The sequence below is a fragment of the Serratia sp. TSA_105.2 genome, from assembly GCF_052692115.1.
Window position 1 is genome coordinate 34,443 of sequence record NZ_JBQZFT010000002.1, and the last position, 15,224, is coordinate 49,666.

The following is a 15,224-nucleotide window of genomic DNA, read 5'->3' on the forward strand; positions in this document are numbered from 1 at the left end:
GACTTCATTCCTTCACTTGACGTTGTGATTCAGGCATTTGGACTCGCAAATCTACCCATCGCCCATCAGGAATGTCGATGGGCATTCCATCGTCATAACCTGGCTTATTGTTACGGGCGAATGTTGGGCCTGATGGGTGCGCTCGGTGGTAGGTTTTTATCAGCAGGTCGCCGGACGGCTCCACTTCGTAATCTACCCAGACCAGCGGCTGTTTGTTGCGGTCGAGCGGCACCTCAATTCCGCCCTCTGGGCCGCCCCATTCTGCATCAGCGTTAAATCCGAGCGTGCCGGAGACGCGATAAACACCCTCACAAACGCGCTCAGTCGTGACGCCTTGGCTTTCGCTGTTGAGTTCGCTCGAACCATCGCGGAAAAGCTTCACGATCGGCGAGGCTTTTTTTATGAAGCCATTGCCATCAACTGACGTGTTTACCGAGTCCCATAGTGCCCGGCTATATAATGCTTTCCCATTCCAGTCATTTTTTCTACGCCCCCCAAATATTCTCACAGCCCCCTGCCCCGGATCATAAGGAAAAGAAATTGCAGCGAAAGTATCTCCGGCAGGAACAAACAGCGAGGGCGAATATTTCGGATGCACCCAGTTGTTGGTTACATCAACATTGTTTCGGTAAACAATCATTCCAGAATTCATGAATTTATTAAACAGACTATTTATGTCATTTTCATTCGTACTGGTATCTCCCCCTGGCGCAATGAATCCACCATCGCCAGAAAGTGGAATGCTTCCATATCCCTTCCCAATATTTTTTTTGGCTGCTGTACCTAAAGATTTGGATAAATTTTCTATCGCTGACGTATCGGCTTTTTTGCTCAAATCAGATTTATCGGCCTTCGCGCCCAAGCCATCATACAGCTTCTTGAGTGAAGGGACTTTCACCGCACTGCCATCCGGCCCAATAATGGACACATCCTCGGACGCGGTGATCAACTGCCCCCAGGCATTCACTTGTTGCTCGTAGTAGCGCGTCATTTCCGATACGCGCTGTGCCAGTGCGTCGTTGCTCAGGGCATCGGTCAGTAGCAGGCAGTAGGCGCTGTTGCTGATGGCTTTCGTTGGCGCTCGGTTAACCACAAGTTGCGTCGCGCTGTTGATACGCAACACGGTGAAAGCCTCAAAGGCGGGCATTACCAGAAGCGTGTTGCCTGGGCGAACGGGGTTATTGGCGGTCTGCCAGTTCACACCGCTGCCATTGACGGTTGTACCGCTGAACGTGACCGTCCCGGTATCGTATATTGCCATTAGAGTGTCCTTAAATGTGATTTGAATACATAACGATCGTTTTGAACGATCAATTAAGCAATATTGATCTACAAAACCAATTTCAATATCACCATTCCTTTCTGTACGATGAATGCAAGGAATTGCTTACCAACAAAGGAAATGCCATGAAGCTTATTATTACCATTACTGCCATTTGCGCTTTAGCTGCCTCAGGATGTGCAAACCATAAAACGGAATACTTCACAGTAAATTGTGCAAATAAGACCATTCAAACGCCATCAGAAAATTATAACCAAAGTGACCTGTCACTTATCAAGAAAAGGGTTTCATATATCTGTGCGGGAAGTGTAGGCCTGATAGCTCTGCACCCAACAGACTTAAACACCTTGAAGTAATAGCTCATCAATCCAGCAAAAACCATTGCCCCGAACCGGGGCTTTTCATGAGGTAAACCCTTTAATTATTGTCCGGTCGTAGTAGTTGGTTGGCAATCCATCGACATCAACCACCATTATCTGAGAGCGTGTGTTAGGGTTAGCCCACCCACTCTTTGGAGCAGTCCAAAGATATTCACCACGGGGAACCAATGAAACGGTTATTTTATTATCCCAATCAGAGAAGTGGAAACACTCGTAAAGCATATATCCGTTTGTGCCGCTCCATGCAGCTCCATCAACAATGTACCCCCTTGGATTTGGCATTGCCATAGCAAGGTTTCCCGAGCCTGCGGAACCAACCACCGTCCAGTTACCTCCCTCGGGGTCGTTAATATTCTTATTTGGATAGCCCGGTTCTAACCACAATACGGACTTAACCTTCATGAAATTCCAGCCGCTATCAAAAATAATTCCGCCTTGCGCATTAGATATCTGCAATCCGTATGCAGAACGTTCAGGCGGTATCCAGCGGTCAAAAACATAATATTGAATTGCCCCGACGTTTTTGTTAGCCCACTTCAAAATCCGGTTCCACTTTCTGGTTGGAATTTGGGGGCTAATCCAATCTCGGTCATCACCCGGCATACAACAGATTCGCTGGTCTGCATTCATGGGTTTAAAGAACACGATAGGCGCAAAACAATCATCCAAATTAATTGCGCAAGACGAAGCAAGACTTCCCGCAAAAGGCGGCGCGAACGACGCATTATGAATTTGCCCCGCTGACCTTAACGTATAATTAACATCATCCGTATTCGCAACAACATAATTTTTGTCATTGATAAGCTGTATGCCGTACCCACTAGGCATTGTATACCCCCCAATGCACGGTCAAAAGACCAAGCGCCAGCCCTCCCCCCAAATCATCAGGGTAAGAACGGATCGCATCATTGTATGAAATATCGATATAATTAGGGCCACAATAAATATCTGGCGGCGAATAGCAATACACCCAGCCATCAGGCAAAACGTAACCTGGAATCGGTACAGTATAACAATACGGGGTTCCGCCATTAAATGGAATATTGTCGATTCGATGGCTCCATGAATGTGGCGGTTTTCCCCACCACTGAATAATTCCAATATCATATGAACCGAGCCAACGCGACATAATGACCGTATGATCTGCAACCATTTTCCCGTTGGGGTCGAATATTTGCCAGCCGTATTGCCCATTCATTACCACAACCTCCCCAGTTTAACGCGGACGATATTTTTTTCATCAGTGAAAATCATGTTATTTTCAGACCTGCTAATCCGCCAGCCCCCATTCACATTGAACCCTTTAGAACTGATTTCATTGGCTATTTTCGCGTTACCGATGGACGCGTCCTGAATGAAAGCTTGATCGACGAACATCTGCCCGTTTTGCACCACGAACGGCACTGCGACCTGACCATTTGCCCGGTTGATGATGGCGAAGCGGTTGGCATCCACCAGAAACTGGCTATTGCCTTCGCTATCCACACCCAGCGCAACGCCACCCACGACAGGGTTACCGTTGGCATCCACTTCAACCTTGACCATCCATGTCGCAGACAGTTTGCCGTTGATGTCTGCCTGCACCTCGCTGACCTGCTGCAGCTGCGCAGTGTTTTCACCCAGTTGCGCCTTGAGCGTGGTCTGCTCTTTCGCGACGGCTTCCTGCTGATTAGCGATAACAGTCTGCTCATGGATGATTTTAGCCTCGGCCTTCCGGCGCTCTTTGCCCTGCTCATGAAGCCCCAGCGCCTGCTCAATCAGCCCTTCCGGCGTGTTGTCGATAGCGGCAGACGCTTCCAGGCTATGGATGCGCGAACCGCTGGCCTGCTGAGCCTCGCTCACGGTTTTCACCTGGTCGAGCGCCTGCGCCACCGAATCAACGGTTTCACTCTTGACCTGCGTGATGCGCTCGCCAAGCGCCCTGTCGGCATCGGCGCGGGTTTTCGCTTCCTGGGTGATGCTGGATTTGTTCTTATCGACCTCGCTGCCCATATTCTGCAACGCCCGGCTGGTTGCTTCCTTTTCACGGGCTACGGTTTCATCCAGCCGCGTCAGGCTGGCCGACGCCGTATCGAAATTGGCAGTCAGGGTGGTGAGCTGTTTGGCATGGGCCTCCTGCTGATTGGCAATCACCTCCTGCGTGGTTTTCAGCGTGGCCGAGACAGCAGCCTGCCGCTGTTCGCCCTCCACCTGGTTGAGCGAGTTTTGGATGGTGGCTTTGGCGTTCGCCTCCAGCCCCTGCGCAATCTGTGCCTGGCTGCCTTCGAGGTCACTTTGCGACTGCTTCAGTTGGGTGATACCGGCCGCGTTCTCGTCGACTTTGGAATCCAGCTTGCGGAGCTGCTCCGCCGTCGCCTTGCTGTCGGTGGCCACTGTCTGCCGCAGGTCTTTGATAGCCCCTTCGCTGGTTTCAGTACGGCTTTCCAGCTGCTTGAGCGAAGTCGCCGTGGCCTGCTGATTATCCGAGACCGTCTTTTCGAGCGTGGTCAGCTTGGCCTGCTGCCCATCGAAGTTCGCGCCCAGCTGCGTGACATGCTCGGCGATGGACTCCGTATCGGTCTCCAGAATGTTTTGCCGGTCAATGATCCACGCTTCGCGCTCGCCGCGCTCCTGCTTCTCCTGCTGCAGCCCGAGGCTATTTTCAAGTGCTGCCTTGGCGAGGCTGTCCAGGCGCTCTGATGCATCGGCAAGCTGCTTGTCCAGCGCGGCAGCATCAGCACCCAACTGGTCACGTACCGTCTCGATCTGCTTCTCGATATCTTTCAGGTTGGCCTCGGTGATGGCGCTGTTAATTTTCTCCTGCAGCGCTTTACCCAGGTCACTTTCCAGTATCTGTCCGGCAATAATATCGAGAATGCCGCGTGCATCATCGCGCGGTTCACCGCTGGCCTCGACGAAGTTGGATTTCCCGACAGCGTTTACACTGCGCACGTAAAAATAATATCGGTGACCAGGCTTGATATGTTGCCCCTGCACCACCCACAGCGTGCCCGTGCCCAGATATTGCGCCCGGGCGGTGACCGTGGTGATGTCCGTAAGTTGCAGGTCGGAATACCAGAACTCAAACTGCGTGCGCAGCGCGTTCATGCCACCGGTGCGCGGGATCACGCCGAGACTGAAATAACCGGGTTCAACGTCAATATAGGACGGCGGTGCCGGCGGATTAATCGAGAACGTGACGGATGTCGGCTCCCCTTTCTGCCCGCGGGTGTTCTGCGCCGTGACCGCCAGGGTATAATCCCCGCGCGGCAGTCCGCCAAAACGATAGAGGCTGTCTGTCGTGGTGGCCGTCCCGACAATGCGCCCCCCTACCGTTAACTTGAGGACAAAACTTATCCCTCGCGCGGCATAAGGCGTATCCCAGGTGGCGACCACCTGCCACGCTTCCGTGTCTTGCGTCAGCTCGACCGCCAGGTGCTCAACCGGCGGGATGAGAGTGCTCAGATTAGTGTCAGGTTTTGGGTCGAAGCGTGCGCCATTATCGACAATCGCCTCTTTCTCCGGCACATGCTGTACCGCCGTAACGGCATAAGTGCCATCTCCCTTGTCGCTGACCGTGATGGCCCTGAACAGTCGGCGCCGCAAAGAAGGCAGGCCGAGCGCCCAAACGCCTCCCTCGCGCACGCCCGCGGGCAAGCCGTTGACCTGAAGCTGGTTGGCCGCAGGGAAACCCGTCACCGTCAGGCGAACCGGTTGCCCTGTGGCGTCCATCAGACTGAGGGTCGCCTGACCCTTGGCCGGCTTTTCTACGGGGCGATCGAGCGTCAGCGTATTCGTTTTTTCATCGACACTAACCAGGCGGCCGCCGATCTGCGCATCCACGTAATCATTGTCCGCCACCTCGATGATGTCGCCCGGCGTGTGTCGCAATCCCTCGGCGCCCACCGCAAACTCCACGGTTTGCGTTTCCCGCTTTTCGGTGGTCAGGATCCACAGGCCGTGACGATGTGCCTGACCGCGGCTGGTGCATCCAAACGCATCGACCCGCAGCACATTACGGCCAAAGCGCGCCACCATGGCATCGTCGGATACCTGCTCAACGCTGGTTTTCCAGCCGTTGTCCGGATCGATAAATCGAACTTCAACCACGGTATGACGCGCCTTTAGCGAGCTGGCACTGTAACCGAAAGCGCCGCCTACCACATTGGCATTGGTATAAGGCCAGACGACATCAGAGGGCCGGTCCTGAATGAACGTCATGCGGCGCCCATCCCAGACTGGCATCACGCGCATCATGGCGCAGAGCTCGCTGACGATGTCGTAGGCCTTGCGCAGATCGGTCAGGTAGGCATTACAGCGCATGCGGGGTTCACGCCCGCCAAAGCCGTTCGGCACGGACTGGTCGCAATATTGCCCTATCGCATAGAGAGCAAACTTGTCTACTTCACCGACGTTAAGGCGTTTTCCCATGCCGTAGCGTGGGTGGGTCAGCAAGTCATACAGCACAAACGCCGGGTTATCTGACCAAGCAGGCTTGAAAGCGCCGGTCCAGATGCCGTTATATGTCCGGGTGACCGGATCGTAGTTATCCGGCACCTGCACGATGCGCCCACGCACCAGATAATTACGGCGAGGGAATTTGTTCCCGAACTGTTCACTGTCAAAATTCAGCCCCACCACTGCAGAGCCAGGGTAAGTCTGGGCGATGTCAGTGATCTCGGTGTAACTCGACCATACCGTTGTATTCTGGATCCGGTCTGTCGTGCTGTCAGGTGTAGTACGCACCATACGCACGCTGAAAGGCCGCGGAGGCAGGTTATCAAGCACCACAGCCATCATGTAGGGCGAGTTGCTGCGTTTGCCGCGAATGGTCACGTCTTTTTCCGTTACCCAGGCGCCGTTGCGCTGGATCTGGACCTGCAGCTGAACCGCCGTTGGCACGCGGCTACCATCCTCAGTGACCTCCATCAGAGACTGTGTGCCAAACGTAAGGCGCAGGCGATCAATGTTGGGTGTGGTGATGGTCCGTGTAACGGGCGCTGATTGTTTTATCTCGATGCCAACGGGTGTTTCACTGGACGAGTCGGTAAACCCTTCCATCACCGGTTGTTCCAGTGTGCCGGCACGCCATTGCGCCACCATGCCATTGACACTGCTGTTGCCGCCGTCATCCACTGCCGGCGTATCATCCAGGTAGACAGACTGCAGGCCCTTGACTGGACCTTCGATGGGGCCTTCGCTGATAAGATCAATGATCGACAGTTTCTGACGCGACTTCAAATCATTCGGCGCCTCATAAGGTGTGCTTTGTTTGCCGCCGCCTTTACCCATGAAATCACTCCTTGCTTGTTAACCGCCGTGCTTGCCGGCATCAATCTGTTTTGCGTCTCCGTCATCCATGATCTCTACTGCCTGAGAGATCACCCGTGAACCGCAGAGCATTTCACCGTAAACCACGGGCACCGGCATACCTTGCGCCACAGCGTTGTCAAGATTGCTGAAATACGTGTTGCCCTTTTCTTCCTCGCTGCGCGAAAGCGTTGGCGATTTCGGCATCGGTGTCAGCATCTGTGCCACGCCGCCGAGCATCATGGCGGCGCCGGTAGACATCATTATCGTTGCGGCCGCTCCCCATCCTGCCGGGTTCCACCACCCTACGGCCAGAATGGCGGCACCGGCGATAAATTGGAAAGCGCCCCCCTTTGCAGCACCTGCCAATCTTGGCACGATATGCACAACGGCCCCGGGCGCCAATGGTTCATGTAAGCGCTGATGAAAGTCATTGGGCAGTACATCACAGCCGGCGATGCGCACCTGATACCAACCCTCCCGGATGCGTTGGCGCAATGGGGGGATCTGCATCAACAGGCCATGAAGTCCCTCGGCGGCGCTCTCGACATTCATCGCAAAACGGCGGCCAAATCGTTGTAGATCCCCGTACAGGCAGAAGGTCGCCACGCGTGGTAGCGCCAGATTGAGTGAGTCATGCGTTGCCATCGGTCGGTATACACCTCGCGTTTGCTGAGTTGGTTAGGAATATGGTGCAGAATGGTCTGGTCGCCGAGATACACGGCAGCGTGATTCGGAACTGAACTGGCATAGCAGCAAAGGATGATGTCACCCGGTCGAATGGACGTTTTCACCTGACGAAAACCATTATCACCAAAGTTATCGAGGTAAAGGTTATCCCCGCGTCGCCACCAGTCCTCACCGCGGTAAAAATCCGGTAAATCAATCCCTGCCAAATGGTAGGCATCGCGAAACAGCCCATAACAATCGGTATCACCGTGCACGAACTGCCGCCCCAGCAACAGGGGTAAGCACCGAAAACGGCGGATCTTGCCATCGCAGACCAGCCACCACGGCAAGGCGCTATTGACCTGATGTTCGCGATCGGCAGTACTCAAAAAAGGCTCACCTTCAGGGTGGCTGTGCACCACGGCGACAACCTCTCCCAGCCGGCTCGCCTGGATATAGTCTTCGGGCGTGAAGATAAAATGCTGCGCCCGCCAGACGGCCCGGTTTTCTGCCGGGAGATAGCGCTCCCCCTGCGCGGTGCGTACCACCAGGCCGCACGATTCCGCCGGCGCCACCGCCTGCGCGTGCGCCAATATGTCTTTTTCAATCATGCAGTGTCCTGAATGTCAGTTACCCAGGCGGGAAGTTGAGATGAAACAGCCAATGCGGCCGGCGTTGTTACGAAGCTTGCAGTCAGATAAGCGCCGGCCGCATTTGTCCCTGGCAGGGTCGGTAGTCGGTTTGCCGAACTCATCGGCAACGGGCGGCCCCGTGTATCCACATTCTTCAGACCGGTAGCCCCACGGGCAGACATCGGACAAGATGACCCGGCCGGGAAGCATCAGTCCATCCGTTTCACTGGGCGCCGACAAGGTAAACTCGGCGGCACGCGCGGTCAGTTTGGTCATCTGTTCAATCACCCAGCGGCTGACCACCTCCTGAGACGCGTCTGCCTGCGGATTGCCGCCGGCAAAATTCACGGCGTCCAGATAACGCACGCAGACCTGACGGCGCATGACCACCCCGCCTACGGCGCTGTCAAAATCCCCTGCAATGGCGGTGACCAGCCCCAGCAGGTTAGAGACTTCCAGCGTCGGCCTGGCCGCGGGGCCTTTACCGTTGAAGGTAAAGCCGCTGCCTTTTATGGGATAAGGCTCGTATTCATGCCCTTGCCAGACTACCGGCTTCATCATGCCATTTACCCCGCTGTGCAGACGCAGTCGCGTGCCGCCGATCAGTGTCATGTCGATGTCGTACAGCTCGATCAGGGCATCCATATTGATTTCGGTAATGGCAATGCGCATTTCTGGCGGTATTTGTTGCATTGAGGCTCCATAAATCAAAAGCCCGCATATCGCGGGCGCTTCAGGCAACAACCTGTTCAAATTCGGCGCTAAATTCTGTCCAAATCAGTTTCACGGAAGTTGACCACTTTCGACAAACCACACGAATGGCCTGCGCCTGAAAAGGAGGGGTCCACAGAAATGCCGCCGCGCCGCCGTGGCGGGCAAGAAAACGCTCCACCTCTTGCGCTTCGGCATGTTTGCGCGAAAGTGCGATGCTGTACTTTTTCAAGTCATTATTGATGCCATCAGGCCGGCGCTGTTCATAGCCGTCGCCAAAAGCCACCGACTTCACACGTGGCTCAGACTCCACGCGCATGTCTGGCCTGACTTTCCAGATGAATGTCTCCATGTCATGCCCCCATCATTCCACCATCCCGCTGCTGCTGCAGGAAGAAGTCACGCGCCCCCTGTTTACCCAGGTCATAAATCGCCCTCGCAGCCTCCGGGCCCAATTGCCCGTTACTGCCATCATTGTTAATGCTCACATTGTAATTAGGGGCAAAGGTCATTCCGGCGCCGGCAAGTTTGGCCACCACGCCCAGTTTGCCATCTGCGCCGCGTCGAAGGGGGAAGATGCCTTCCGGCCCTGCCTCCCCCATCAACCCGGCCCCTTGGGCGAACGCGAACAATGTCGGTTTGTTGACCACCTGACCACTCCAGGCGCCCAGGCCTGGCGAACGGTAGACGCCACCCGCGGCATTCGGTACGACTGAGCCGCCGCCAAACGCTCCCGCGACGGCGCTGATGCCTTTGACCAGCGCCATTTTGACCAAAATTTCGGTCAGCATTTTCAGAATGGACTTGGCGAAATCCTTGAAGCTGGCTTTTCCCTCGGTCAGGAAGGTGGTCAATTGGCCGCTGATGCCGTCCAGTGCTTGCGTGCTGGCATTTTTGATCTGCGCATTGACATCAAGCGCCGCATCGCGATACTCCGCCCACGCCGTTTTGGCGCCGGCCAGCCAATTGCCCCGTTTCTGATCTTCCAGGGCAAAGGTTTTTTCCTGTGCCGCCTGCAGTTCGTCAAGGCGGGGGTTATCTTTCTGACCGTAAGCAAGCTGCTGCCTTTCCAGCTCTCGTTGCATTTCACGCCCGGACAGCCCCCGGCTGTTGGCGATCGCTTCCTGCTTCGCCTGCTGTTGCGCCAGGTACTTATCCGCCTGATCAGAGAGCCGATTAAGCCTTTCCTGCAGAGCAACCTCGTCCCCCTTCACCGCCAGGGCTTCCTTTTGCGCGAGAATGCTGTCGCGAGAGGCCAGGAGGGACTTTTCCTGCGCAGTTAATTTGCGCTTGTCGGCTGCCTGCTCCAACACGGTAAATTTCGCCTGCGCCTCCCACAGGTCTTGGCGCTGCCGGCTTACCGTATCATTGACGCTTTTATGCTTTTTCAGGACTTCAAGCCGCGATTCCAGGGCCAGCAGGTCACCTTGCGCCTTCTCATCTGCCAGGTTGCCTGCCGGTGCGCGATACTGCGGCCCTTTGCGAGTCTGCCTTGCTTTTTCCTTGGCATAGCGCTCGTTTTCCCGACGCACGGCGTCATCTTTCACCGACTGGGATGCATAGGAGTTACGGATCTTCGCCAGCTCACGCTGGTGTTTCTCTTCTGCCGTCTCATACTGCTGCTTGAGTGCCTGATTGGCCTGGAACTGGCGTTTTTGACGCGTCTCCTCGTCGCGGTCGGCTTTCTCTCGCGCCGCCTTCACACTTTCCTGGTAATCCTGCTCTTTCAGTTGTGAAAGCTCTCTCTCGAGATCCGTTGCCGTTTGGCCGGTCGCACGGTAAAGGTTTAGCTGGTTACCAGGAGCGCGCTTAATCTCGTCAAGTTTCTGCTGAACCTCGCGGATCTTGTCCTTAACCGTGGTCTCACGGCCGATATTCAGCATCTTGTCCCAGGCGGACGATGCCGCATCCCCCAGCCATTTCCATGCCGATTCCAGCGTACCGAGGTTCTCTTTGATCTCGCCACTGCGCTGCCGCATGGCTGTCGCGTAACTGTCCATAGCAAGGGCGGCGGCGTCTGTAGCGCGCCCCTGTTCGGAAAGGTGAGTGATCTGCTCGAGTTGCGTTGCGGTCAAAAAGTGCAAAGACTTGTCAAGTTCGGTGACAGCTTGAACAGGATCATCCTGCAGGCGCTTAAACTGATTAACCGTCTCATCGATTGACTGCCCGACATTCGCCTTGAGCTTCGCCGCAGTGTCCGCAATTTGGGTGATAGTGTTGCCAGAGAAACTGCCGGAACCCACCACTTTCGCCAATGCATCGGCGGCATCATGCTGTGTGACGCTATTGCTGGTGAGTGCTCTTGCCATTAACTGCAGATCGCCGGCTGTTTTACCCGCATAATTCCCCGTCAGGATAAGCTGACGATTGAACTCGACGGCTTCCTGTGAGCCATCATGCCAGGCCTTGACCACGGCGTAGAGCCCACCCGCAATACCGCCGACAACACCGGCGATGCCCAGCCCTCGCAGCGTCATCAGTTGGTCAATCCAGCCGGCGCGGTTTGCCAACGTAATGCCCGAGCCACGGAGTGCCCCGAAGTTTCCCCGAGCCACCTCACCGAACAAGATCCCCAATTCACGACGCGCTGCAGCGCTTTTCAGACCTAACTCATGGGTACTGCCTTTGGCGGCCTCAAGCTTGCGGATATAAATATCAGCAGCATCCCCGACACCCAGTTGCGCGGCCCGAAAGCGCAACATTTCGGTGCGAGAGAGTTGCTGTGTGGCGACCTGGCTCTTGAGTTGCTGAATAAACCGAGCTTTGTCACGCCCCGCCTGGGCTTCTGCAGCGGAAAGCTCCTTCACTTTTGCCGTGGTGTGCGTCACCAACGTGAGGTAATCATTTTGGCTGATGTTGCCGGCTTTGCGTGCCTCACGGATCCGAGCTTGAATGGCACGCAGTTGCTGCAAGCTGCCATCGAGCTGCTTCACGCCATCGATCTGGCGGAAAAAAGAAGCAGTTAGCCCATCCTGTTCCCGGGCCAATGCGGTAGCCTGCGATTGGCTGCTTTGCAGACGGCGGCTGTAGTCAGCGACTCGCTTATGCGTCTCTTCAACCGCCAGCGCCTGCGCGGCCCATTTCTCAGCCAATTTTTCGGATGATGCAGCCTGCCGGGCTTGCGCCTGAACAACGGCCTGAGCACTCCCCTGAGCTGCATCACTGATGGCTGAAGCCTGACGTTCGGCCAGCCGGCGCATCCGCTCCGCTGACACATCTGCCTTGCGGCCAGCTTCCTGCATTTGACGCTCAACACGGCCCATCTGTTCATGAAAACGGACCGTATCAGCATTAAGATTGACGACCAGATCAGCTATCTGCTGCGCCATAACGTATTCCTCCCGCCAAACCTTCGCCGGCAGACATCAGCAATTCCTCAGTCATTTCTTCCGGCGCCTGCTCAGCCGCAAGCAAACTGAAATCCCGCGCACTCATGCCGACATCGCCAGATACCAGTGACACTATTGTGCTGTTCAATGCCGCAAATTCAGCATCCAGTAACCGGTTGCTGAATGGCGTTTCGCCGAAAAACCGTACCCAGCACGCGAATTCACTGGCAGTCATTTCACTAAGCATCCTGCGCCAATCAGCCCGGCGAAACTCATGGGCCAGGCGCAGGATGAACTCTCGCTCGCGGGTTAAGGCTTTTCCAGGCTATCGGCCTGGGAATCATCTGCGGCGTCTTCACCTTCCGTGGATCCAGCGCCTTTCATGTCGCTGAGCACCAGAACCTTATCAACCGCCTGAGCCAGTGCCTTGTCTGGCCAGGTGGCGAGGATCTCACGGAAAATCGTCTCAACATCCCGATCGCGGTCGTCATGCCACAAGGAACGCGATACCAACCAGGCATTGACCTCGGTATTCAGGCGTATCAATGCAGCGGTTTGCGCTACGTCGGGCTGTTCGCCCTCGGAGCCGGTATCTTTACTCGCCAGAAATTCGAAGTATTCAGCACGTTGCAGGGCGGAGAGCTCATGCAGCTGCACTTGCTCACCGTTGTAAATGAATGGCTCTTTTTTCAAAAACATGGTAACTCCTGGATATTAGCCGACCTGCTTGGGATCGGTCGGTGCCGCATCTTTCATTTCTTCAGCCAATTCGGGCTTGCCCGTATTGGTGACCTTAATGGTACGGGTGATCACTTCCTTGGCGGGCACGGACTTGCCCAGTCCGCTGACCCATCCCTTGAACAGATCAACCGTGCCGTTGGGGTAGCGGATTTTGTAGTAGCGCACAGCGCCGGTATTAAACCAGTCCAGCAAATCCTTTTGGCCTTGCTCTTTCGGCTTCCAGGCCAGGGTGATATTGGCCTCACCAGAGGATTTTTCGCCCTGCGCTGTCGCCTTCCAGTCAGCATTCGGGTCATCCAGATACGTGTCGTCATAACTCTCTGCAGTAATTTCCCCGGGCTGCAGCTCCTTGATTTTCGCCAAACGCGTCCAGTCGGTGTCACTGAGCGGATCTTTGGTTGCATCGCCTTTGCCGGTATAGATCCACAGCGTAGTGCCGGCGCCCTTGACGGGCTCGAGCGGATTCGGTGTCGCCATCGTCTTTTCCTTACATGAAGTAGGTGAGTAAATAGGTAAGATCAGCGGAGCCCCATGTCGCCATTTCATCATCTCGCTGATAGTCATAACCCTGAGGGGTCATCGTCTCGATGAGGCTTGCCAAACCGGGCACGGACGCCAGTGCGGGATAGATGTTTTTTTCCATCCATGCATCGAGTGCAGAATCTGGATTCGAGGCCCGTAAAAACACCTCAACGTGCAACACGGCCTGCCAACTGTCGGCATCGGTATAGGCCCCTGTGTGCTGAGCCTCCGTCAGGTACACCGCGACCGCCGGCAATTCCTTTTCATCCAAAAAAACAGGGCGACCATCGTGAAAAGCCGCCCCTTTGATGTGTGATTTGAGCGCGTCAAGGACGACCCGCCTTATCTCGGTATGTTTTTGCACTACACTCCTCGCTTCAAATAGAGGCGCAACTGGTTTTTAAGGGCATAGCCCATTTCTTTTCCCATGTCCGCCTGCAGGAGTTTGCGCGTTTCCTCCTGATAAGCTGAAGTCAGTGGCGTAGCCAGGGGGATTTTGACGACCTCGATGGGATATCTTTTCTTGCCAATCCGTCGCAGAACGTGCCATCGCCCGTTGGCCAGCTGCTGAATAAAGGCATTACGAAAGGTGTAACGGCCGATTTTCAGCACGCTACCCTGACCGCCGGAAAGTCCCGCACGGCGCGAGATCTGCATCCGGGCAGCCCCCAGCTTGATCGCCGGAAGGTTGCCACGGTTGACCGTCAGCCTCGCCCTGGGAGGATTTTGTTCCGGGCTGGCCCGCCGAAGTCGAACACGCTGACGCACCAGTTTTTGCTGAATGCGCACCTCGCCGGCCACCCGCTTGGTGCTGCGACTGATAGACCGCACCGCGACCCGGTTGATGGCCTGGGCTGTGGCCACAGGCACCATGTCCTTGCTCAGGCTGTTAAGATTACGGATTGCCTGTTCCATCCCCTTCATTCACAGCCTCCTCAAGCCAAATTTGCGGTTTTCCGTTGTAAATGTGCCAACGTTCGACGCGATAATGGCCCCCCTCCCAGACCACCGCATCACGGCGGGCTGGAAGATAGGAAGTGTCGAAAACCACCAGCGTCACGCCATCGCCATTAACGGGACCCATCTCAGGCAACGTGTGAGCATCCACGGCGGGGTAGCTCAGGGCGTTGATTAAGACGGGCTTTGCCATGCGAGATTGCGTCACGCTGTCCATCCTGGCAGTCATTCGGGAGAATGGGGTACTCATGCCGGGTCGCCCTTGTCCCCTTTATCACCTTTAGGGCCTTGCGGGCCAGGATCGCCCTTATCGCCTTTCGGCCCCTGAGGGCCCGGCGCGGCACCACCCGTGCCGCCGCCGATGTTAAGTTTTACCGCCACTGTTCCACTCTCCGCTGCAGCGGCTTCCCATGCGAGGCCAATAGCTTTCTCGCCGGCCGACGCGGCCTTATCCTCAGCCAAAAAGACCGATTGGCCGGCGCTGAAGGCGTCACCCTCTTTTTTAGGCACCAAAAATACGCCTTCGGCAAATCCATCTCCGGTCTCACCCGGCGCAATGTCCGTGATGGCAACGGCGGCGAGTCCGCCGATCACCACCACATCGCCGCTGGCAATCGCCTTCTGCGTGTCATTAACGACCGGAATGGTCAGTCCTGCCTGCTGATAATTCTTTGCCATGATTGCATCTCCACGGCCCCGCAGGGCCGGATTT

Annotated in this window: 16 protein-coding genes and 1 pseudogene; 1 reads left to right on the top strand and 16 read right to left on the bottom strand. The window is 55.7% G+C overall.

Annotated features, from left to right (window positions below; genetic code table 11):
* Window positions 1-4: 4 nt before the first annotated feature.
* Window positions 5-1,261: a phage tail fiber protein gene (locus tag ACUTSC_RS06480; RefSeq protein ID WP_445653189.1), complete on the bottom strand. Its 1,257-nt coding sequence runs from the start codon at window positions 1,259-1,261 to the stop codon at window positions 5-7.
* 146 nt (window positions 1,262-1,407) lie between these two features.
* Between ACUTSC_RS06480 and ACUTSC_RS06485 the strand changes: the two genes are divergently transcribed.
* Entirely contained in the window at window positions 1,408-1,638 is a 231-nt protein-coding gene (locus ACUTSC_RS06485) for a hypothetical protein (protein ID WP_445653190.1), read from the top strand.
* Window positions 1,639-1,683: 45 nt separating this feature from the next.
* Here the strand turns inward: ACUTSC_RS06485 and ACUTSC_RS06490 are convergent, their stop codons facing one another.
* From ACUTSC_RS06490 to ACUTSC_RS06560, 15 genes and pseudogenes are all read right to left on the bottom strand, one after another.
* Entirely contained in the window at window positions 1,684-2,490 is an 807-nt protein-coding gene (locus ACUTSC_RS06490; protein WP_445653191.1) for a hypothetical protein, read from the bottom strand.
* The gene (locus ACUTSC_RS06495; RefSeq protein WP_445653192.1) at window positions 2,483-2,860 is read right to left on the bottom strand and encodes a hypothetical protein; all 378 of its coding nucleotides are present in this window, start codon (window positions 2,858-2,860) and stop codon (window positions 2,483-2,485) included. The genes ACUTSC_RS06490 and ACUTSC_RS06495 overlap by 8 nt, the downstream gene beginning before the upstream one ends.
* Window positions 2,860-6,933 carry a phage tail tip protein J-related protein gene (locus tag ACUTSC_RS06500; RefSeq protein WP_445653193.1) on the bottom strand — a complete coding sequence of 1,358 codons (4,074 nt, stop codon included), beginning with the start codon at window positions 6,931-6,933 and terminating at the stop codon, window positions 2,860-2,862. Before ACUTSC_RS06500 ends, ACUTSC_RS06495 begins: the two co-directional genes overlap by 1 nt.
* 18 nt (window positions 6,934-6,951) lie before the next feature.
* Window positions 6,952-7,599 carry a tail assembly protein gene (locus ACUTSC_RS06505; RefSeq protein ID WP_445653194.1) on the bottom strand — a complete coding sequence of 216 codons (648 nt, stop codon included), beginning with the start codon at window positions 7,597-7,599 and terminating at the stop codon, window positions 6,952-6,954.
* Window positions 7,503-8,231: a C40 family peptidase gene (locus tag ACUTSC_RS06510; protein WP_445653195.1), complete on the bottom strand. Its 729-nt coding sequence runs from the start codon at window positions 8,229-8,231 to the stop codon at window positions 7,503-7,505. Before ACUTSC_RS06510 ends, ACUTSC_RS06505 begins: the two co-directional genes overlap by 97 nt.
* Before the next feature lie 15 nt (window positions 8,232-8,246).
* Window positions 8,247-8,945, bottom strand: coding sequence for a phage minor tail protein L (locus tag ACUTSC_RS06515; protein WP_445653196.1), 699 nt, complete (start codon window positions 8,943-8,945; stop codon window positions 8,247-8,249).
* Window positions 8,946-8,985: 40 nt separating this feature from the next.
* Window positions 8,986-9,315 carry a phage tail protein gene (locus tag ACUTSC_RS06520; RefSeq protein WP_063991055.1) on the bottom strand — a complete coding sequence of 110 codons (330 nt, stop codon included), beginning with the start codon at window positions 9,313-9,315 and terminating at the stop codon, window positions 8,986-8,988.
* Window position 9,316: 1 nt separating this feature from the next.
* Window positions 9,317-12,292: a phage tail tape measure protein gene (locus tag ACUTSC_RS06525; RefSeq protein WP_445653197.1), complete on the bottom strand. Its 2,976-nt coding sequence runs from the start codon at window positions 12,290-12,292 to the stop codon at window positions 9,317-9,319.
* Window positions 12,273-12,581: a phage tail assembly protein T gene (locus ACUTSC_RS06530; protein ID WP_225527997.1), complete on the bottom strand. Its 309-nt coding sequence runs from the start codon at window positions 12,579-12,581 to the stop codon at window positions 12,273-12,275. The genes ACUTSC_RS06525 and ACUTSC_RS06530 overlap by 20 nt, the downstream gene beginning before the upstream one ends.
* A 20-nt stretch (window positions 12,582-12,601) precedes the next feature.
* Window positions 12,602-12,991: a phage tail assembly chaperone G gene (gene gpG, locus ACUTSC_RS06535; RefSeq protein ID WP_063991052.1), complete on the bottom strand. Its 390-nt coding sequence runs from the start codon at window positions 12,989-12,991 to the stop codon at window positions 12,602-12,604.
* A gap of 57 nt (window positions 12,992-13,048) precedes the next feature.
* Window positions 13,049-13,510, bottom strand: a pseudogene (locus ACUTSC_RS06540) (phage tail tube protein); the annotation flags it as partial.
* 10 nt (window positions 13,511-13,520) lie between these two features.
* Window positions 13,521-13,919: a phage minor tail U family protein gene (locus ACUTSC_RS06545; protein ID WP_445653198.1), complete on the bottom strand. Its 399-nt coding sequence runs from the start codon at window positions 13,917-13,919 to the stop codon at window positions 13,521-13,523.
* Window positions 13,919-14,479, bottom strand: coding sequence for a phage tail protein (locus ACUTSC_RS06550; RefSeq protein WP_445653199.1), 561 nt, complete (start codon window positions 14,477-14,479; stop codon window positions 13,919-13,921). The genes ACUTSC_RS06545 and ACUTSC_RS06550 overlap by 1 nt, the downstream gene beginning before the upstream one ends.
* A complete protein-coding gene (locus ACUTSC_RS06555) occupies window positions 14,451-14,762 on the bottom strand; it encodes a hypothetical protein (RefSeq protein ID WP_445653200.1) in 312 nt (103 codons plus the stop codon). The genes ACUTSC_RS06550 and ACUTSC_RS06555 overlap by 29 nt, the downstream gene beginning before the upstream one ends.
* Entirely contained in the window at window positions 14,759-15,190 is a 432-nt protein-coding gene (locus ACUTSC_RS06560; protein WP_445653201.1) for a DUF2190 family protein, read from the bottom strand. The genes ACUTSC_RS06555 and ACUTSC_RS06560 overlap by 4 nt, the downstream gene beginning before the upstream one ends.
* Between the last annotated feature and the right edge of the window lie 34 nt (window positions 15,191-15,224).

Excerpts from the sequence above, each read along its gene's own strand:
- ACUTSC_RS06500 (WP_445653193.1), bottom strand. The coding sequence starts at position 6,933 with ATGGGTAAAGGCGGCGGCAAACAAAGCACACCTTATGAGGCGCCGAAT.
- ACUTSC_RS06510 (WP_445653195.1), bottom strand. The coding sequence starts at position 8,231 with ATGATTGAAAAAGACATATTGGCGCACGCGCAGGCGGTGGCGCCGGCG.
- ACUTSC_RS06520 (WP_063991055.1), bottom strand. The coding sequence starts at position 9,315 with ATGGAGACATTCATCTGGAAAGTCAGGCCAGACATGCGCGTGGAGTCT.
- ACUTSC_RS06515 (WP_445653196.1), bottom strand. The coding sequence starts at position 8,945 with ATGCAACAAATACCGCCAGAAATGCGCATTGCCATTACCGAAATCAAT.
- ACUTSC_RS06485 (WP_445653190.1), top strand. The coding sequence starts at position 1,408 with ATGAAGCTTATTATTACCATTACTGCCATTTGCGCTTTAGCTGCCTCA.
- ACUTSC_RS06480 (WP_445653189.1), bottom strand. The coding sequence starts at position 1,261 with ATGGCAATATACGATACCGGGACGGTCACGTTCAGCGGTACAACCGTC.
- ACUTSC_RS06490 (WP_445653191.1), bottom strand. The coding sequence starts at position 2,490 with ATGCCTAGTGGGTACGGCATACAGCTTATCAATGACAAAAATTATGTT.
- gpG (WP_063991052.1), bottom strand. The coding sequence starts at position 12,991 with ATGTTTTTGAAAAAAGAGCCATTCATTTACAACGGTGAGCAAGTGCAG.
- ACUTSC_RS06560 (WP_445653201.1), bottom strand. The coding sequence starts at position 15,190 with ATGGCAAAGAATTATCAGCAGGCAGGACTGACCATTCCGGTCGTTAAT.
- ACUTSC_RS06495 (WP_445653192.1), bottom strand. The coding sequence starts at position 2,860 with ATGAATGGGCAATACGGCTGGCAAATATTCGACCCCAACGGGAAAATG.
- ACUTSC_RS06550 (WP_445653199.1), bottom strand. The coding sequence starts at position 14,479 with ATGAAGGGGATGGAACAGGCAATCCGTAATCTTAACAGCCTGAGCAAG.
- ACUTSC_RS06505 (WP_445653194.1), bottom strand. The coding sequence starts at position 7,599 with ATGGCAACGCATGACTCACTCAATCTGGCGCTACCACGCGTGGCGACC.
- ACUTSC_RS06525 (WP_445653197.1), bottom strand. The coding sequence starts at position 12,292 with ATGGCGCAGCAGATAGCTGATCTGGTCGTCAATCTTAATGCTGATACG.
- ACUTSC_RS06555 (WP_445653200.1), bottom strand. The coding sequence starts at position 14,762 with ATGAGTACCCCATTCTCCCGAATGACTGCCAGGATGGACAGCGTGACG.